This window comes from Streptomyces sp. NPDC002896 (assembly GCF_040295225.1).
Taxonomy (GTDB): Bacteria; Actinomycetota; Actinomycetes; order Streptomycetales; family Streptomycetaceae; genus Streptomyces.
Genome location: NZ_JBEOVA010000058.1, coordinates 12518 through 31552, shown reverse-complemented (window position 1 = coordinate 31552; position 19035 = coordinate 12518). Strand labels below are relative to the sequence as shown.

At 68.0% G+C, this 19035-nt stretch carries 13 protein-coding genes and 2 pseudogenes; 2 read left to right on the top strand and 13 right to left on the bottom strand.

The features are described from left to right. Nucleotides 1–95: 95 nt before the first annotated feature. The 9 genes and pseudogenes from ABT009_RS44875 to ABT009_RS44835 all read right to left on the bottom strand — a co-directional run. Nucleotides 96–866: pseudogene (locus tag ABT009_RS44875) on the bottom strand (IS256 family transposase); the annotation flags it as partial. A 1865-nt stretch (nucleotides 867–2731) separates the two neighbouring features. Next, nucleotides 2732–3037, bottom strand: coding sequence for a hypothetical protein (locus tag ABT009_RS44870; protein WP_351308374.1), 306 nt, complete (start codon nucleotides 3035–3037; stop codon nucleotides 2732–2734). A 77-nt stretch (nucleotides 3038–3114) separates the two neighbouring features. Next, nucleotides 3115–3717 (bottom strand): annotated as a pseudogene (locus tag ABT009_RS44865) (transposase family protein); the annotation flags it as partial. A 469-nt stretch (nucleotides 3718–4186) separates the two neighbouring features. Further along, the gene (locus tag ABT009_RS44860) at nucleotides 4187–5785 is read right to left on the bottom strand and encodes an ATP-binding cassette domain-containing protein (RefSeq protein WP_351308372.1); all 1599 of its coding nucleotides are present in this window, start codon (nucleotides 5783–5785) and stop codon (nucleotides 4187–4189) included. Further along, nucleotides 5782–7581, bottom strand: coding sequence for an ABC transporter ATP-binding protein/permease (locus tag ABT009_RS44855; RefSeq protein WP_351308369.1), 1800 nt, complete (start codon nucleotides 7579–7581; stop codon nucleotides 5782–5784). Before ABT009_RS44855 ends, ABT009_RS44860 begins: the two co-directional genes overlap by 4 nt. Further along, on the bottom strand, nucleotides 7568–7828 hold the full coding sequence (locus ABT009_RS44850) for a hypothetical protein (RefSeq protein ID WP_351308366.1): 261 nt from the start codon (nucleotides 7826–7828) through the stop codon (nucleotides 7568–7570). Before ABT009_RS44850 ends, ABT009_RS44855 begins: the two co-directional genes overlap by 14 nt. Beyond that, nucleotides 7825–8856, bottom strand: coding sequence for a cytochrome d ubiquinol oxidase subunit II (locus tag ABT009_RS44845; protein ID WP_351308363.1), 1032 nt, complete (start codon nucleotides 8854–8856; stop codon nucleotides 7825–7827). The genes ABT009_RS44850 and ABT009_RS44845 overlap by 4 nt, the downstream gene beginning before the upstream one ends. Continuing rightward, the gene (locus ABT009_RS44840) at nucleotides 8853–10277 is read right to left on the bottom strand and encodes a cytochrome ubiquinol oxidase subunit I (RefSeq protein WP_351308360.1); all 1425 of its coding nucleotides are present in this window, start codon (nucleotides 10275–10277) and stop codon (nucleotides 8853–8855) included. The genes ABT009_RS44845 and ABT009_RS44840 overlap by 4 nt, the downstream gene beginning before the upstream one ends. A gap of 9 nt (nucleotides 10278–10286) precedes the next feature. Beyond that, complete coding sequence (locus ABT009_RS44835; protein ID WP_351308357.1) at nucleotides 10287–11762, bottom strand: MFS transporter; 1476 nt, start codon at nucleotides 11760–11762, stop codon at nucleotides 10287–10289. 140 nt (nucleotides 11763–11902) lie between these two features. Here ABT009_RS44835 and ABT009_RS44830 point away from each other — a divergent pair, with 140 nt between their 5' ends. Together ABT009_RS44830 and ABT009_RS44825 are read left to right on the top strand one after the other, a co-directional pair. Continuing rightward, nucleotides 11903–12397, top strand: coding sequence for a MarR family winged helix-turn-helix transcriptional regulator (locus ABT009_RS44830; protein WP_351308377.1), 495 nt, complete (start codon nucleotides 11903–11905; stop codon nucleotides 12395–12397). A gap of 88 nt (nucleotides 12398–12485) precedes the next feature. Beyond that, nucleotides 12486–12824 carry a family 43 glycosylhydrolase gene (locus ABT009_RS44825; protein ID WP_351308354.1) on the top strand — a complete coding sequence of 113 codons (339 nt, stop codon included), beginning with the start codon at nucleotides 12486–12488 and terminating at the stop codon, nucleotides 12822–12824. Between the two features lie 104 nt (nucleotides 12825–12928). Here ABT009_RS44825 and ABT009_RS44820 read toward each other — a convergent pair whose 3' ends face one another. From ABT009_RS44820 to ABT009_RS44805, 4 genes are all read right to left on the bottom strand, one after another. Continuing rightward, nucleotides 12929–14035 carry an LLM class flavin-dependent oxidoreductase gene (locus ABT009_RS44820; RefSeq protein ID WP_351308351.1) on the bottom strand — a complete coding sequence of 369 codons (1107 nt, stop codon included), beginning with the start codon at nucleotides 14033–14035 and terminating at the stop codon, nucleotides 12929–12931. A gap of 682 nt (nucleotides 14036–14717) precedes the next feature. Further along, nucleotides 14718–16400 carry an FAD-dependent monooxygenase gene (locus tag ABT009_RS44815; RefSeq protein WP_351308348.1) on the bottom strand — a complete coding sequence of 561 codons (1683 nt, stop codon included), beginning with the start codon at nucleotides 16398–16400 and terminating at the stop codon, nucleotides 14718–14720. Nucleotides 16401–16524: 124 nt separating this feature from the next. After that, nucleotides 16525–17895 (bottom strand): MFS transporter, encoded by a 1371-nt coding sequence (locus ABT009_RS44810; protein ID WP_351308345.1) that lies wholly within the window; start codon nucleotides 17893–17895, stop codon nucleotides 16525–16527. 510 nt (nucleotides 17896–18405) lie between these two features. Beyond that, nucleotides 18406–18942, bottom strand: a complete 537-nt coding sequence (locus ABT009_RS44805; protein WP_351308343.1) for a quercetin 2,3-dioxygenase — start codon at nucleotides 18940–18942, stop codon at nucleotides 18406–18408. Between the last annotated feature and the right edge of the window lie 93 nt (nucleotides 18943–19035).

Here is a 19035-nt window from a genome sequence, read left to right as displayed (position 1 = left end):
CTCCGGCCACCACCCGCTACCGCACCGCCACCGAACTCCTCGCCGCCGCGGATGAAGAAACCGACACACCGACAAGTTGATTCCTTACGGCTTCAGTGGGTGCGGCATCGCTGCCAGGAGGCGCCGGGCAGGACCGCTCCGATCGCGTCGACCAGGCCGGCGTGGGCGTCGGAGATGACCAGCTGGACGCCGGACAGGCCGCGGGCGATGAGTGAGCGCAAGAAGGCTAGCCAGCCGGCGCCGTCCTCGGCGGTGGCCACGTCAATGCCGAGGATCTCGCGGTGGCCGTCGGCGTTCACGCCAACCGCGATCAGCGCGTGGACGTTGATGATCCGGCCGCCCTCGCGGACCTTCTGGGTCAGCGCATCCACCCAGACGAACGCATAGGGACCGGCGTCGAGGGGGCGGTTGCGGAACGCTGCGACCTGCTCGTCCAGGTGCCGAGCCATCGCCGAGACCTGGGACTTCGACAGTTGGGTCACGCCGAGGGACTCGGCGAGCTTCTCGACCCGGCGGGTGGAGACGCCCAGCAGGTAGGCGGTGGCGACCACGCTGATGAGGGCCTGTTCGGCCCGGCGTCGGCGTTCGAGGAGCCAGTGCGGGAAGTAACTGCCCTGCCGCAGCTTGGGGATGGCCAGTTCGACGGTGCCGGCCCTCGTGTCCCACTCGCGCGAGCGGTAGCCGTTGCGGTGATTGACTCTCTCGTCGCTGACCTGCCCGTACTCAGCGCCGCAGAGGGCATCGGCCTCCGCGGACATCAGCGCGTCGGCGAACGTCTTGACCATCGCGCGCAGCAGATCCGGACTCGCCGAGGCGAGGTTGTCTTCCGCGAGGGCGTGCAGGGGCACACTGTCGGGTGCGGTCATCGTGCTGATCTCCTTCGTGACTCGACATCTCGAAGATCAGCCGGTGGCCGTTCATCTATGCGGGCATCAGCCAGAAGCCGGAGCAAACCCCCGGATCAGGTCCAACCCGTACACCACTTCCCAGGACGCAACCACCCGTACTCATGGCTCTACACCAGAATTCGGGCACGGCCAAACAGGTACGAGCGTACGAAACTTGAGGTAGTGGTACCTGAACGCGAGGAGGATGGCGTGGCTGAAAGGCCTTGGATAGACGAAGTCGTTGGTCAACTCTGGGCCACAGACCCGGCTGCGCCTTCCTTGCCGTTGTCCAGGTGGCTCCTCACGACGGACGACAATGGTGTCGCCGAGGTGGTGGCTCGCCTTTTTGAGGGGGAAGAGCGGCACCGCGGCGCCTCGGTGGGAAGTCATGAGTTGCTGTTGGGAACTGACATCATCCCCATTCGCTTGGACCGTGGGGGCTACGTGATGAGTCGCCTGATCGTTGGAGATGAGGGTGACCCTGTCCATATTTGTGATGGGGGCACTCTCTTGGAACCGATGGCCCGTTCCGGGGCTCCGTGCGGTTGTCCAGGATCGCTCACCCATCTGAAGGTGGCAGCGCGGTCAGAAAACGGCCCCAAGCCGGATGTCAAGCTGCGCTTCCGGCTTGCAGAGGCACCGGATGCTGGGATGTTTTGTTTCGCTTCGTCATCCTGGCAGTGCTTTGAGACGGCCCGAACTGCCATGTATGGCCCAGCGACTGGGGTCGGGGCACAGTTGGAGGCGCGGATGCAACGAAAGATCTTGACCACTCGGTCGGGTGTCGTGGTCAGCTACGCGTACCCTGTACTTGCCATCGCAGAAGCTGCTCCCGTGTCGAGTAGTGACATCGCGCTGGCGGCGTAAGTAGTTACTGGCGACTGAGCTCCCGTTGACGGAGCGCGCACTCTCGCGGCGCATTGAAGATTGCGCATCGAGTGGTCCTCGGTTCGAGGCAGCGCATTTTCACCGGACTGGGGCATGTTGATCAGCATCTTCATCGGTACCTCCTACAGGCCTTAGCAGCAGTGGCTGTCACCTGGTTTTTCCCAGGTCAGAGCTGGTATGGCGAGTTGTTGATCTTGGCGCTTCGTGGCGGCCCGGCGCGGCTCCTGGCGGTACAGATGCTGACCTCTTGCTGACTTTCCTGACGCCCCGTCAGGTGTCGGCGAGCGGCTCTTGGTGTGGACTGAAGATCTTCCCGGCACATCCAGTATCAGCCGGATGCCGACGTGAGTCACGGATTCGGTCGCGACGGTTGGGGTCACGCCTCGGCGCGGCGGCGTAATGGAATGGGCGCCGCTCGGGAAATTGGTTGAGGCAGGTGTCTCTCATGCCTCCGGACCCTCTGGCCCGAAGCCGATCCGGGCTGTCCAGCGGCCCGCCAGGTCGACTGACGGCCCCCGCATCCGTACGGAGTCTCGTGAGCATGGCGGACGACCTCCAGCGAGGAAAGCAGGGCAGGGGAAAGGAAGAGGAACGAAGAGAGAGAAAAAGGCGGTACGCGGCCGCGAGGTGCAATGCGCGAGACGGGGTGAGCACGGATCCCTCGGCCCCGGGGGCCGACATCCTTACGGAGCAGTGGCGGGATAAGGCTCGGGCGTCAGCACGAGACGGATGTGCTTACCCCACCCAGCAGCCACTCTTGCCGGGCAAGCGCAGCAGGGTGCGTGGCGCGCATCCGGCTGCGGCTGCTCACCGGTAATAGAGACTTTCGGCCCGGACATTGACAACCGTCGCCCGAACGCATCCGTGCCGGTCATCTCACTACTCGTGCAACCGGCCCTGCAGATGGGCGGCCAGGTGCTGCTCGGCAGCGGCGCGGTGGCCGTAGAGCTGACGACTCACTCCCCGCTCGCCGGCAGGCGTAGCATCGGCTCCCCGCCGAGGCGCGTACGGGCGTTCAGACGCGCCTCGGCGACGTCCACGACATGGGCCTGCACCGCGCGAGCCAGCACCGAATACTCATCCATGTCCCCGTCCTCGCCGGCCACCTCGGCCACGTCCTGGCACCCGGGCTCTGACACGGCGGGGCTAGGCAGCCCCAGGTGCGCGGCCACCGGTCCGGTCTCCCGGGTGGCCTGGCGACGCGCGGCGTACACCAGCCGGTGCACCGCTCGGTCGGCCGCCGAGAACAGCTCTCGGCCCACGTCGCCAGTGTTCGCATCGACTTCGTGTAGTGCGGTGGCGATGGCGGCAAGGGCCTCCTGCTCCAGTTCCGCACGCTGCGCAGCCAGGTCTCGAGGGTGTCGGCGGTGCGATCGGGCAGCACGTCGATCCGCTCATGGGTCTCGGCGTCGATGATCACGGTGGCGTAGCGGTGCCGCCGGCGCTGAGCGAAGTCATCGACGCCGATCACGCGGGGCACCCGCCCGGTGGGCAACGGGATGCGCAACAGGGTGCGCAGGGCTGTGTGACGTGACAGGCCCACCGAGGGTATCGCCAGCAAACGTGCTCCCGCCCGGCCTGCTAACTCCTTGACCACAGCCTTGACTTGGCTGGCCAGACGGGCTGTGCGGCGCTGGTATCGCTCCAGGACTCCGGGCACCTGCTCGCGGGAGGTGTGTCGGCAGCCGCGCGTGGGACACACCAGGCGCCGCACCCGTACGCGGACCACCACCCGCCGGCCGTCGACTGGTACGTCGGCCACCGTTCGCCAGTGATAGCCGTGCACGCGTCCCCACGATGCCCCGCACACCGGGCAGACCGCGGTGTCCTGCGGAGTCCGCGCCCGCACGACGATCCGCTCGCCCTCGTCGAGCACATCCTCGATGACCAGCGGAGAAAGCCCTGAAAACACCGTCTGTACAAGCTCGTTGACATCCTTCACGAGGATGTCAACGAGCCCTCACGACTCTGCGTCACCACCGGAAGTGAGACAGGGCCGTTAAATTGACACACCTGCGCTCGGTTGCGCTGTGATGCACCGAGGTGTGCACCAGCAGATTCTTCGTCTGCTGGTGGTACAGGACTTGCACATCATTGACCAGCGGGAACAGCGGATGTCGGGACGGGCGGCGGGTCGCTGGCCCGCGTATGGTCCGGATCTTGGCCCCGGACGTGTGGGGTTCCAGAACAAAGCCACCTGTGCTGACCTGTGTCTCTACGCCGCTCGCTCGTACTCGTTGACAAGGCCTTCGAGGATCGGTCGGCGCTTGATCCGTTGGCGTGAGAGGTCGGCGATGGGGTGGTCGGGTCGTGGTGGGCGTAGCAGTTGTGCGCGGTGAGGCCGTTGTCAGATGCGTCGGTGGCGGTTCGGCTGCGTGGCTTCGCGCTCGGACGTCAACGCCGGGGTGGATTCACGGTTCCCTCTGGTCAAGCGACAGTTCGGACTCGTGTCCTAGTAGCGCGAGACATGCCGGTACTTCGTGCAGCGCGAGGACGACGGTGGTGTCGGGCAAGTCCGCGAGGATGCGGAGTACGTGTCGGGCGGTTCGGTCGTCCAAGCCGGTGGTGGGCTCGTCGACGATCAGTACGTGAGGCCGGGTGGCCAGGGCACGGCCCAGGCAGACCCGGCGGAGTTCACCGCCCGAGAGTTCTCTTCCGCCGGGTCCGACGCGGGTTTCGGCGGTCAGTCCGCCGGCGTCCAGCCATAGTCCGGCGAGGCGGGTGTCGATGTCCTCGTCGGTCATCGTTGGGTCGGCCAGCCGCCAGTTCGACCCGAGTGTCCCCGTGAAGAGGTAGTCGTCGGCCGCGACGGCGGTAACGGCGGGCCGGTTGTCGGTGGTGTCGAGGGATTGGCGCAGGGACGAGGCGAGGGCGCGCAGCAGGGTGGTCTTGCCGCTGCCGGAACGGCCTGTGACCACGAGGATTCCGTTGCGGGCGACGTCGGCGCCGATGACCTGGCCTGGCCGCAGGGCCGTCGGCGGGAGAACGTATTCGCCGAAGCCGATGCCGTGCTCGGTCGCCCAGGACCGCATAGCCGGAAGGGTTCCCTCGTCCGCGGTGGGCGAGGGCGCGCGCACGGTGAGGCGGAGGCGGGCTGCCGCCGCCGCGGTTCGGGCATCGGCCGCGGCCCCCAGTTGTTCGGCCTGTGCGACCACGCCGACCGCCATCAGGGCGACGAAGACGAACGTGGCGGGGTCGGTGCCGGCTCCGCAGACGAGCGTGGCCGCCACGGTGGTCACGCCTGTCAGCCCGCTGATCAGCCCCGCGCGCAGTCGGCCTCGGTCGACCGCGTCACGTGCGGCATCGAGCCTCGAGAACGCCGTCGTCGTGCGCGCCGCGAGGTGCTCGGCGGCGCCGAGCGATGCCATCTCCGTCCACGCCTCGGTGGCTGTGACGGTTTCCGCGCGCAGTGTTTTGCGGGTCCGCTGCTCTGCCGTGTGCTCGGCGTCGGTCGTGCGCATGCGCGCCGTCAGCGCGATGACCAGGAGTCCGGCCGTGAGCACCGCCGCCGGGGCGGGGGACGTGGTCAGCGCGACGGCGAGGACGCCGGTGACAGCCGTCGCGACGGTCACGACGACGGGTGCGGTGGACTGGATCAGTGCCATTCCGGCGGTGTCGGCGTCGGCCATGCTGCGGTCGAGCAGGTCACCGGACCATACGCCGTCCAGTCCGCCCCGTTCGGTGGTGGCGGCCCTGTGGAAGAGGTCGGCCCGGGCGGTGGCAACGCGCCTCAGGGCGGCTGCGTGCAGCACCAGGCGCTTGCCGTAGTTGCCGCCGATGCGGGCGAGGGCGAAGGCCCGCACACCGCCGCTGGGAGCGATGTAGGAGAAGGAGCTGTAGGTGGCCGCGCCGGCGACGGCACACGCGGTGATGAACCAGCCGGACAGGCCGAGCAGTGCGGCGGAGGACAGTTCGGCCACGACGGCGAGTCCAAGACCGAGGACCACCAGGGCACGCGCTCGCCCGGGCGGGCTCCCCGGGGAGGAAAACGGGAAGGGGTCTGTGCTCATGGAGCGCTCACCGGATTCGCGTACTGCAGGCGGCCGTTGTCCATGACGAGCACGGTGTCGGCCACGGCGGCCAGAGCGAAGGAATGGGTGGCGACGACGACCGTGCACCCTTGGGTGGCTAGCCGCAGGGCCTCGATGACGTCACGTTCGCTGTCGGCGTCGAGGTGAGCCGTCGGCTCGTCGAGGACCCAGAGCCGGGCTCCGCGCAGGAAGGCGCGGGCGATGGCGATCCGCCGGGCCTCTCCGGTCGACATGCCCCAGCCGCCCTCGCCGAGCCGGGAGTCGAGCCCGGCCGGGAGACGCTCGATCACGGGACGCAGCCCTGCTGCGTCCACCGCCTGCTGGATCTGTTGCTTGGTGGCGTCCTGTCGGCCGAGGCGGATGTTGTCGAGGACCGTCGCGTCGAGCAACACGGTCCGCTGACCGATCCACGCGGATTCACCCGGTGCCGGAGCCTGCCGCACCGAAGGGGCGGGCAGACCCGGGGCGGGCTGCGGCAAGGTGGTCTGCCACCGGACCTCTCCGGACGACGGCCGCCGCATGCCGACGATCAGTGACAACAGCGTGCTCTTGCCGGCACCGGAGGCGCCGGTTATCGCGGTCCAGCGTCCGGGCGCCACTGCGACGTCCGCAGTAACGGTGTCGTGGCCGGCCCCCGGGTAACGGAACCGGACCGCGTGGAGCGACACCCCTACCGGTGCACTGAGGCGGGGCAGCACTGCCCTGGTGGCTGCGGTGGGTGTGTGTTCGACGATGGTGCCGACTGCGGCGGGGGTGTGCTCGACGATGTCTCCGATGGCGCCGGCTGCGACGGCGGCGCGTTCCCGCTGGTGGAAGGCGGAGGCCAGGGTACGCAAAGGGGCGAAGTACATCGGGCACAGCAGCAGCACCAGCAGGCCGCTGAACAGGCTGAGTCCGGGGGCGCCCGGCACACGGACGTAGCCGAGCAGTGACATGCCGATGTAGGTCGCGTTCACCGCAATGGAGAACGTGACGACCACATCAATGATCATCCCGGACAGGAACGCGCGGCGCAGCACACTCATCGTCGCCCTGTTCAGACGCTCGGCCGCCCCGGCCAGGGTTCGACCGCGCCGGTCCACCGCGCCGAGTTCACGCAGGGTCCCCATGCCACGGAAGCTGTCGAGGACCACGGCGTTGAGTCGCTGCGTCGCAGCCCACTGCCGGTCCGCGCCGTGCTGGGCGAACAGCCCCGCCAACCGCATGTTGAGCGGGATGAGAGCGCTGGTCAGGACGAGCACGATCGCCGCCGGCCAGTGCAGCACGGCGATGATCGCCAGAACGGCGAGCATGGACACCGGGGCCGACCGGCGCAGCGGCGCGATCTCGGCGTGATAGTCGGCGACGTCGTCCACCAGGTCGACCATCCCCAAGGCGGCTTCGGCAGGGCCGATTTCGCTGATGCGCCGGGTCGTCGGCAGCAGCGCCCCGGCGATCCACCGCCTCAGGTGACGGGCCACCTCACGGGCGCCCCGCCGGCGGAACTCGCCCGCTGCCCAGCCGCCCGTCAGCGCCAACGCGCTCGCGGCGGCGAAGACGAGCACGCCCTGCGTCTCCTGAGCCGCGCTGCGCCGCATCACGCCTTCGGCGGTCCACGCCAGGGCGCCCCAGCGGCCAACCGTGAACAACGTCTCGACCGTCATCGCAGCACCGGCCAGGTCGAACCAGCGCCGTGCGGGAGCGGCGTACGCGGCGAGCCGGGCCTCGGCCGGCCGCCCGGCCGGGGCGCCGGGGCCACGCGTTCCGGCCGGGTCGGCGGTCTCATTCGTCGTCATGAGGCCGCCGCTCGTCAACAATCCAGGTGATGCCTCCGGTCAGCGCGATGGCGATCATGCCGAGGGTGGTAAGGAGAGCCGAGTGAACCTGCGGGTAGCCGCCCAGCGTCCCTACGGAAATGAACCAGGCGATCAGCCCGAGCACGGTCCAGCCGACTGAGGCGAGCAGGCGCGACGCGAGACGAACTGGTGACGGCAGGACGGACTGGCGCTCGGCGGCTGCGTGGTCGGCGCTGCGAGGGCTCATGACTGGGCTCCTGTGAATGAGACTGGGCCGTCCGCCCTCGATTCGGTATTGAACCTGCCGGCGAAGGCCCGGTGGGCGAACACGTTGTAGGCCAGTACCAGCGGCATGTTCAGTCCGATGCCGACGAGCACGAAGACCATGGCGCTGTGCGGGCCGACCGCGCTGTTGACGGTGAGATCCGGCGGCATGAGCAGCGGATAACGTGCCACGACGAGGGCGAGGAACCCCGCCACGACCGCGGCGACCAGCCCGCCGAAGGGCAGCGTGTCCGCAGCGTCGGTCTGCCGCTTCCACCGGAACGTGACCAGCGAGGTGACCACTCCCGCGGCGGCGAACAGCAGGAGGCCACCGAAGGCGAAAGCGCGTGCTGGGGTGGTCAGGTTCAGCGGTGCCGCTGTGTGGTCGACGGCGAAGAACACCACCGTCGACAACACCGCGGTCACCGCCGTGACCACAGCGCCGCGCCGTGCCGCCGACGCGCGCAGCTGCCCGGAGCACTTGTGCTTGGTGTGGGCGTAGCCCAGTGCGGTGTACGCGGCGGTGACGGTGACGCCGGTCAGCACGGCGAACCAGCTGAAGGCGCCGAATGCCGTTCCGGTGAAGGCGCCGTCGTGCAGGTGCAGGGTGGACGTCAGCGTGCCCAGGGTGAAGCCCTGCGCGAACGCGGCCAGCAGCGAGGCCACGCCGAAGGCGGTGGTCCAGCGGTGTCCCGGCGGGTCCTGGGAGACCATTTCGACGCTGACGCCCCGCACGACGAGCGAGAACAGTACGACGGTCATGGGCAGGTAGGCGTGCGGCAGTATCGTGCCGAACGCCTGGGGGAATCCGGCCCACAAGGCCACGCCGAGCAGGATGAGCCAGGTCTCGTTGCCGTCCCAGACGTGAACGACCGATTCCAGCAGGTGCCGTCGATGGGTGGCGTCGCGTTCGAACAGGGTGGCCACACCGACGCCGAGGTCGTAGCCGTCCAGGACGACGTACATCAGCAGGCAGAGCAGCACCGTGGCAAGCCACAGGGTGGTGATCATCGGGCCGCCACCTCCGCCGTGCCGGTCGGCTCGGTCAGCCGGTGCACGGCAGAGCTCCCGGGCAGTGCCGAGGCGGTCGTGTCCGGCGCGTCGGGCGGGGGTTGGTGCCGGGCATCGTCCCGCTCCGGGCCGATGCGCATGGTGCGCAGGATGTAGGCGATGTAGGCGACGAGCATCACGAGGTAGAGCACCGAGAATCCGATCACCGAGAACAGGACCTCGCCGGGTGCCAGCTTCGACACCGCGTCCGAGGTGCGGAGTTGCCCGAAGACGATCCAGGGCTGCCGTCCCGCTTCGGCGAGGACCCAGCCGCCGAGGATGGCGAGGATGCCCACCGGCGTTGTCCACAGGACGAAGTGGTGGAAGCGGCGCGCGGTCCACAGGCGGTTGCGCATGCGCAGGATCGTGGCGGCGAACGCCGTGCCGAACATCAGCAGGGCCGCGAGCCACATGACGCGGAAGCCCCAGAACGTCGCGGCCATGTCCGGCCGGTCTGCTGCCGGAGTGAGCTTCAGGCCGGGCGTGGCCGTCTTGCAGGTGAGGTCCTTGGCGTTGGCACTGCCGAGGCAGGGAATGTCGAGCTGGGCGATGTTCCGCGCGGCTTGCTGGTCCGGAACGGCGAACAGGACGAAGCCGGTGTTGCCGTTGTCCCAATTTCCTTCCATCGCCTCCAGCTTGGAGAGCTGGTATGGCAGTTCGTGACCGGCGACGTTGTCACCGAGGTAGAGCTGTACGGGCATCAGCAGCGCGGCGATACCGAGGGCGATGGACATCGAGCGGCGGGCGAAGCCCTTCGCACGCCCCTTGACGAGGTAGTAGGCCGAGATTCCGGCGACAAAGAACCCGGCGGATATCAGTACGGCGACCACCATGTGCGGCCAGCGCCAGACGAACGACGGGTTGAAGATGACGCGCATCCAGTCCGTGGGCTCGAACCGGCCATGGACGACCTTGAATCCGGCAGGCGTCTGCATCCATGAGTTCGCTGCGATGATCCACGTGGACGACAGGATGGTGCCGAGCGACACCATGACGGTGGACAGGAACATGGTGCCCTTGCGGACGCGGCCCTCACCGTAGAGCAGGACGCCGATGAAGCCCGCCTCGACGAAGAAGGCGGTGACGACCTCCATGCCGATGATCGGGCCGATGATCGGGCCCGTCTTCGCGCCGTACACGCCCCAGTTGAGACCCATTTGGAAGGTGATGACGGCTCCGGCGACCACGCCGATCGCGAAGCCCACTGCGAAAATGCGCCGCCAGAACCGGAACATCTGCAGGTAGACCGGCCTGCCGGTGCGCCAGTACAGGCCGTAGACGACCGACAGGAAGATCGCGAGTCCGACGGTGATCGACGGGAAGGTCATGTGGAACATGACGGTGATGGCGAACTGCCACCGGGACAGATCCAGAAGGCTCATCGCCGATCATCAGCCTTCGACAACGGGCGCGGCGGCGGAGGCCCGGGTGAAGCGGGGCATGGCCGCGGCACCGACGGCGAGGAGGACGATGATGCCCATGTGCACGTACTCGACGGTGGCGAAGGCGTGCGCGACGCCGTGCGGCTCCCGGCTGATGTAGAGAGTGCCGAGGGTGGCCACTCCCAAGGCGAGGCCGCTTTGCTGCAGCGTGATGAGCACGCCGCTGCCGATGCCGGCCAGATGGGCGGGGACGTCGGACAGCACACTGCGGAACAGCCCGGCGAAGAGCAGCGAGCCCCCGGCGCCGGACAGGGCGAGCGGTAGGGCCATGTCCCACAGGCCCACGTGCGGCCACATCTCGACGAGGACCGCCACCAGGGCGGCGAGACCGACGAGTTGGACCACGGCGCCGACGGAGAGGGCGGCCCGGCCGAAGCGGCTGATCAAGCGGGGAGCACAGAGCGAGCCGACGAAGAACAGCAGGGCCATCGGCAGGATCGCCAGGCCGCCGTGCAGCGCGTCGGCGTGCAGGCCGTTCTGCACGGTCAGAGCGAAGACGAACATGAACGCGCCGAAGCCGATGCTGAAAAGGCAGAGCATCGCCAGCCCCCGTGACATGGACGGCAGACGCAGCAGAGACGGCGGCAGCAGCGGAACCTCGCCACGCTGCTCGGCACGCTTCTCCACACGGTAGGTGGCAGCGGCGAGGACGACGGCGAGAGCGATCAGCAGCCAGGACCACCACGGCCAGCCCAGGGAGTGGCCCTCCGTCAGCGGAACGAGCAGGGCGGTGAGGGTGGCGGCGAACAGCACGGTGCCGGGCAGATCGATACCGACAGGGCGAGCGGAGCGGGTTTCGGGCACGATCCGCGCCGCTGCCAGCAGCACCACCACACCGATGGGCACGTTGACCAGGAAGATCGGCCGCCACGAGGCGCCGGCGACGTCGGCGGAGACCAGCAGGCCGCCCACCAACTGCCCGACCACGGCGGCGATACCGGAGGTCGCCCCGTACAGCGCGACCGCGCGCGCCTTGCGCTCCCCTTCCAGGGTGTGCTGGAAGGTTGCAAGGACCTGCGGGACGAGCAGCGCGGCAGTGGCGCCCTGCACGATGCGGGCCGCGATCAGCACGCCCGCGGTCGGGGCGATGCCGCACGCGAGGGAGGCGACGACGAAGCACACCAGGGCGCCCAGGAACATCCGGCGCCGGCCGTAGCGGTCACCGAGTCGGCCGCCCAGGACCAGCAGCGCGGCGTAGGCCACGCCGTACCCGGCGATCACCAGCTCCAGCGACGAGGCCGAGGCGTTCAGGGAGGCGTCGATGCTGGGCAATGCGACGTTGGTGATGAAGAAGTCCATGATCGGCAGGAATGCGCCCGCCAGCAGTATGTACACCCCGACCGGGTGCAGCCCGCCTGCCTGCGCCACGTCACGCGCGGATGCCTGAGCGGCAGCAGCCTGCCGGGCGGAAAGGGAGGTTCCCATGACAGCTCTCTCCTAGGTGCTGTGACTCGAGGTGATTACACATGAGTCAATGACTAACATGCACCGATGATTAACATGAGTCAATGGCTACTATGGATCCATGATTTTTTTCCTTGCAGCGGCCTATCCTGGAGGGCGTGATGTACAAGGAAGCGGACGACGAAGGCGGCTCAGGTATGGATGCACGCTGGGCCGAGCTGGCGGATCTGGCGCTGATCATCGCCAGGGAGATCCAGTTCCGCGGCTACACCGACGAGCGCGCCATCGTGCTGACGCCATCTGAGGGCGCGGTGGTGCGTCACCTGCATATTGATCCGGCTGCCACGCCCACCCGGATCGCTGCCGCCACCGGGCTGCGTCGGAACAACCTCTCCAACACTCTGCGCGGACTTGAAGCCAAAGGGCTCATCGAGCGACGCATCACCCCGGACGACCGCCGCGGGGTGACTGTCCATATGACCGAGCGCGGCGAGGCGAACTACCTTCTTGTCCGCCAGGAATGGGCCGGAGCCGTCTCGACGGCCGCCGGTGGCGACACCCGTGAGCTGGAGACAACGCTCACGCTGTTGCGCACCGTGAAAACCGGCCTGGTGGCTGCCCGATCGGGAACCCCGGCCCCGAAGCCGGTCCCGTGACAGCGGTGGACTACGCGCTCGGCTCAGGACCGCGCACGAACGGCACCACCGCCCCACGTCGACGTGGCGAAAGTCTTTGGCACCAAACGTGTCCGGAAGGGGTCTGCGGTGCCTCGCACCCGCGCCGTCCCTGGCTCGAGTTCGACAACGGCAACTCCTACATGACGCCACGTCCTGGTCGGACGTGCTGACCACGCGCAAGTCGCCCACGCTCGCCGGGCTCGCCACCGCGCCCGGCGTGCAGGCATGGAAAGACACCGACACCTCGCGGGGCTGCAACTTCTGGGCGCGGGACCTGCATTCCTTCAACGGCAGGTGGCACCTGTACTGCGTCGGCGGCGCCTGCGTCAGCAACCACATCGGCACCCAGCGCACGCATGCGCTGGAGAGCGTCGGATCGGACCCCATGGGCCCCTACACGTACTAACCCAAGCTGAAGTCCACTCGCACGCAAGGGAATCGAGTCCTCGGAGAGACTGGCCCGGCACCGCCGGTTCGTCGAGCGAACCAATCCTCCTGGCCGGCCGACGGCTAAGCTCGGCCGCCCACGTCGATCAGCGGCGCAATCTTCTCCGCGTACTCCCTGATGGCCTCACGCGCCAGGTGCGGCGGCGGGTTGAGCGTGACGTTCCGAAGCCCTGCCGTCTCGAGCCCCCGAAGGACGTCGGCGATCTCGCGTGCCGTGCCCGTCAGGGTCGTCATGCGGATGATCTCCTCGGTCAGCACCTCCTCCTCCCCAGGGAGCAGATGCGAGAGGTGACCCCGGTGCGTCTCCTGGTACAGCCGGTCACGGGGGACGTCGAGGCGGGCGAGCACCTTGCGCTCGTAGATGTCCAGGCGGTCGCGTATCGGGGAAGGAAGGTGTGCGCCTACGGCTGGATTGTCGGCGTACGCGTGGAACGGCAGCATCGCGAGGGGGCCGACCCGTTCGAGTGCGCGTGGCGACATCGGGGATTCGCCCTCCTCGAGGACGCACAGCCCCAGCGAACACATGGTGTAGAAGTCGTCCAGATCCTTGCCGGCCGCAGCCGCCGCTGCCCTCGCCGTCGCCAGAGACGCTCCGAGCACCTCCTGCGCGTTCACCATGGCATTGCAGCCCTGGAGACCCATGATCCATCCGTTGCCGAGCTCGTATGCCACACCGCGCGCCCGTGGACCGTCGGCTGCCACGTAGATGGGGACACCGTCGCGGTCGACGTAACGACCCTCGGGGGCATGGCCCATCCGCACCCACCGCCGGGTGTCGCCCGCACGGTGGGTGGCCTCCTCGCCGTCGAGCAAAGCGCGGCACGAGGCGACGTACTCCGCGAGGCGACTGACGGGCAGCGACTTCAACCCCAGGATCGCGCGGCCCGTGTTGCCGGTACCGAGGCCGAGGAAGGCCCGGCCGGGGGCGAGCCGATTGACGGTCGCAATGGCGGTGGCACAGACGGGGGCGATGCGGTTGCTGGGAATGGCGAGCATCGTCCCGATCCGAAGGGTCGATGTGCGCTCGGCGGTCAGCGCCATGGCCACGAACGGGTCACCGGCGATAAGCGGGGAGTCGACGAAACCCACACTCGCAAAGCCGTGCTCCTCGGCATAGGCAGCGTCATCCCATGAACCGTAATAGCTCATGAGCACAAGACCGACGTCCATGATGTCTCCTTTGTGCGGCTTGATGAAGGATGCCCCGGCCATGTAAGCGCCGGGATACCCTGCCCGGCGACAACGAATACGACAACAACCCCAATCGGGGCGAACTTCGCAGGCGCCGCATGCTGCCGGTGATCTCCCGCAAGGGCGCCCCGAACAACGAGGGCATCGGCAGACTTCGCCGGTCGTCGAGCAGATATTTCGGCTGGGCGGTCGTGGACCCGGACGGCCGGTGCGATAACCCCGGTCCTGGACTCCGCGAAGCCCCTGGCCACGTGGCGCTTCGAGCTCGAGCCCGAGGGGACCGGAACCAGGCTGCGGCAGTTCGCCCGGATCGGAACGAGCCGCTCCGGGGTCAGCCTGGCGATCGAGCGCACACCGGAGCGGAGGAGGAGATCCTGGCCTTCCGGATTGCCGATCTCCGCGCCAAAGGGAAAACCACCTTGCGCGGCCTCAAGGCGCCCGCCGAAGAAGGCGACCAGGTGGGCTTCGCTGTGCTGCGGGAGCCTCTCGTGGTCGCGGAAATTCCGGCGGACGTGCATGATCCATGCCGAGTGTCCGCTCGACCCGCCATCGGCGAGGTAAGACGAGGAATCTTCGGCGTCTTTGGGTGGAAGACGGAACCGCCCAGGGGTTGGTGGCGCCTCCATTCGAACTGGGCGGTTCCCATGCTCCCGAGCATCGTTCACGCCGGTGACAGCACGGTGGGCTTGTGGCCGCCCACCGTCAGGCGGGCGCCTCGCAGCCTGTCGATCAGACGGTCCGGATCGGCCGGCGGCTCGTCACTCCGCCACGCCACCATCCCGTCAGGCCGGACCAGAACGAAGGCGCGGGCGTAGAGGGCCGCCACCTCGGGCTCGTCGATCTCCACGGTCCTGACCGGAACTTCGCGCGCACGCGCCGCAGCGAGGAGGCCGTCGGCGTCGGCTGCCGACCGGCCGATACACAGGAGAGTCATTCCGTCGCCGAAGAGGTCGAGGGTGGACGAACCGTCGGGCAACCAGGTGTGCGGAGCACGGTGACCGGGGCGGGCCGTCGGGCTGTAGGTGTCGAACGCGTAGGGCGGAGCGTCGGTGCCATCGGGTACGCAGATCGGCGAGTTCTCGTACCGATAGCCCAGCGCGCCTCCGATCGCGTTGAACTCACGGCTGAACACCTTCAGCAGGAGCTCCCCCAGTTCCTGCCTCGTGGCAAGCGCTTCCGGGCTCGTCCCCTTCAGTGGCCGCTCCGCGAGCGACTTCATGTGGTCCTTCATCGCCTGCCAGTCGCGGTAGACCTCAGCAGCCAGCGCAGCGGTCTGCGCGGAGCTGGGCTTGCGTTCGAGTTCGTAGGTGTCCAGCAAGTCCGGGTGCCCCCACCCGTGGAGGACGGCCGCAAGCTTCCATGAGAGGTCGACCGCGTCGAGCAGACCCGTGTTCATCCCGAACCCGCCGGTCGTGGGCATGTTGTGGGCCGCGTCGCCGACCAGGAAGACGCGCCCGTCGCGGAAGCGTTCGCGCACCCCGATCCTGTTCGTCCACGGGAAGACGTCGCTGAGGAACTCGAACCGTACGTCGCAATCGCCACCGAGCCTGCGGACGGCGTCGGCGATGTCCTCCCTGGTCCCGCCCTGCCGGTGCACCATCAGGGTCACCCGGAAGACGTCGATGCCGTCGAGTGGCCACAGTGCCACGGACATGCCGTCCTGTTCGATGAGCGTGTAGTGGCCACCGGTCTTCACCGGGTATGCCTCGGCCAGTTGCGGGCTACGAATGAGGGCCTCCACCGAGTACCCCAGTTCGTTCCATACCTCCGCGCCGACGCCCAGTGCCTTCCGCACACCGCTGCGGGCCCCGTCGCAGGCAAGCAGGTAACGAGCCGTGAAGGTGCGGTTCCCGCCCTTCTCGTCCGTGGCCTGGACCGTGACCCCGGTGCCGTCCTGCTCGAAGCAAGTGACCTCCCACTCGAACCGGAAATCGACCAGTGGCTGCCGCTGTGCCATTCGGGCCAGGATCGGGTTCAGCCATCGCTGCGGGCAGCGTTGGTAGGAGGTCGGGCTGTACTCGGAGGGAGGGGTGTCGTCGATCGCCGGCCATGGGATCCGTGCGATCTCGGGCTCGTACACTCCCGGGCCGTAGACCACGTCCAGGGCACGGTCGCGCGGCCACCCGCAGTTGCGCAGCTCTTCCTCGATACCGAAGCGGCGCATGAGCTCCATCGTGCGCACGTTGGTCGCCGTGGCACGTGCATCGGGAACGGAGCCGTCCGTCTTTTCGAGCACCAGGGTCCTGATCCCGCGAATGGCCAGGTCGGTGGCGGCGACGGAGCCGGTTGGGCCACCACCGACCACGATCACGTCGTAGGACTCGTTCTGTTCTGCGGTCACCATGTCTGTGTCTCAACTCCTTCGGGCTCGGCCGAACGTCCGCTCCAGCAGGGCCGTTGGTGCCGGAGTGGTCTCCGCGGCTGCGGCTGCAGGAGCGCCAGGGTGTCCGGCAGCCGCAGCAGCTCGGTCAGTTCAGATGTGCTGTTCCGGTCACGCTGCCGGATGCCGGCGCATCGCCCACGAGGTCGCTGCCGTCGGCTTGGGCGGGCAGCGCACCTGCTGGGCTCTCCGTGGTGTTCAGCTGCCACGCGGGCTTCTTGCGCAGCAGCATCATGGACAGCAGGGCCACGATGTTCGCCGCCGCCATGTAGGCCCCGATGAGCCACGACTTCCCGCTCTCGGTGAAGATGGCCGTCGCGATGATGGGTGCGAGCCCACCCCCCACGATGGAGCCGAGCTGATAGGCCAGCGAGATGCCCGTGTACCGGATCTTCGGTGGGAAGTTCTCGGTCAGCAGCGCCGGTATGCAGCTGAACGAGAGGCAGCTGGAGGTGACCACCAGCACGCCCCCGAGAGCGGCGAGCATGAGGTTGCCGGAGTCGAACAGCGGGAACAGGAGCAACGCCGTGATCCCCTGCATGGCGGCCCCCGTCACGAGCACCGGCCTGAGACCGAAGCGGTCGGCGAGCCGCGCGAAGTAGATCACGGCGGGGACGGCGACCACACCGCACGTCATGGCGATCCACAGCAGCGAGGACCGGCTGTAGCCGACGGCACTCGTCCCGTAGGTCAGCGAGTACGTCTGCACTATGTAGGTGGAGATCCCCGGCACACCGGCGACGATCAGGGTCTTAAGCAGAGTGCCGCCGTGCGAGCGAAGAACCTCCAGCACGGGCACTGCCTCCGGCTCGTGGGCGACGGAGGCCTCGAACAGGGGGCTCTCACTCAGCTTTCGCCGGGCCATCAGACCGATCACGATGAGGATCACGCTGCTGACGAAGGCGATCCGCCAGCCCCAGACGGTGAAGGCGTCCCCGGTGGCTGTCTCCAGCCCGATCAGGACGAGATTGGACAGCACCAGCGCGAACGCGGGCCCGACTGCCGGCGCGGAGGCGTAGAGAGCTCTGCGGTTCGGCGGTGCGTGCTCGATGGCCATCGAGACGGCACCGCCCCACTCGCCTCCCATGGCGAGGCCCTGGACGATGCGCAGGAGCACCAGCAGAGCCGGAGCCCACACCCCGATCTGGGCGTAGGTCGGCACCAGACCCACACAGACGGTCGAGATGCCCATGATCACGAGCGTCACGACGAGCATCCGCTTTCGGCCGATCCGGTCACCGAAGTGTCCGGCGATGATGCCGCCGAGCGGACGTGCCACGAAGCCCACGGTGAACGTCGCCATGGCTCCCAGTTGCCCGACCACCGGGTCTCCAGTGGGGAAGTACAGCGGACCGAACACCAGCACCGCGCAGAGCGCGTAGACGAAGAAGTCGTACCACTCCAGCGTGGTACCGATGAACGTGGCCAGGACAACTCGACGAGCTTCACGCGCTCGCATGCGCGCGTCGTCTTTGGCGTGCGACATGGACATGGCTGTTCTGCTTTCGTGAAGGAGGACGACCCGTTGCCCGGGTCAGGGCCGTAGTGGTGTCCGGCCGTCCTGATGGGACAGCCGTGTGATGGGAGAGTGACTCCTGCTCCTGGTACCGCCGCGCGATCGCCTCACCGCACCAGGAGCAGGACCGTCCGGTCAGGTGGGGTCCGTCGTGGACCTTGTGCTGCCTTCTCTGCTGCCGATCGAGCGATTCGTCCGAAGAACGCGTGGACTGGCGCCGCCGCCGTGTCCCGGCGGGCTCAATGGTGGTTCCGTTCTTCGGCGGGTAATGCCGGGTGAGACCCGCCGAGCCCACCCCGGGGTCGCTGTTGCGCGAGGTGACGTCCTACGGCCCTCGTCGTCGCAGCCCGGCCAGAAGCGGGCGGGAAAGGCGAGGGGTGTTCGCCTGCCGCGACTCCTTGTGCGAATGCCACCGCGCTGTCCCGCGGTTCGGCGTCCACCGGGCCGGCCGTGCTATGCGCCGGTCTGCTCGGATTCGTGGACGAGGGGATAGTCGGGCATCCAGACGACGTCGAAGCGCTTCTCGGTGTCACTCAACTGCTGGGCGGTGGGGGCCCCGTGAGGATCGAGATAGTGGAGGGTGCCTTCGAAGCCACCTGGTGCGTAGAACGCGAGGAAACGGGTCTTGGGGGCGGCGAACGCCCACGAGTGGGCCCAACCGGTCGGCAGCAGACCGTAATCACCCGGGTGGAGATCGGTGACTATCCGCGTGCCCTTGCGGTCGTCCTGCCAGACACGAAGGACACCGCTGAGGACGTAGACACCCTCGGTCGTGTCGTGGTGGAAATGAGGAGGTGTGGGCGGGGCGGTGTCGCCCTCGCAGTACGTCATGCCCATGTTGCCTGCGGTGTCTTCCTTGCGGGTGAGCAAGGTCCTGAGGCTGCTGCGGACAGCGATGTGCTCGCCCTCCCCGGCCCTGAGCACATAGGGCGCTCCGTTCCCGATTTCGTCCAGCGAAACGTATCCGGGAAGTTTCTTACCGTCGTCCATGTCTGTATGGCTCCTCATTGTTGTGGGATTCATGATGTCGGTTTTGCCCCTGTGTACGACTGCTTCGTATCGAGCGGCTGAGCGGCCTCGCCC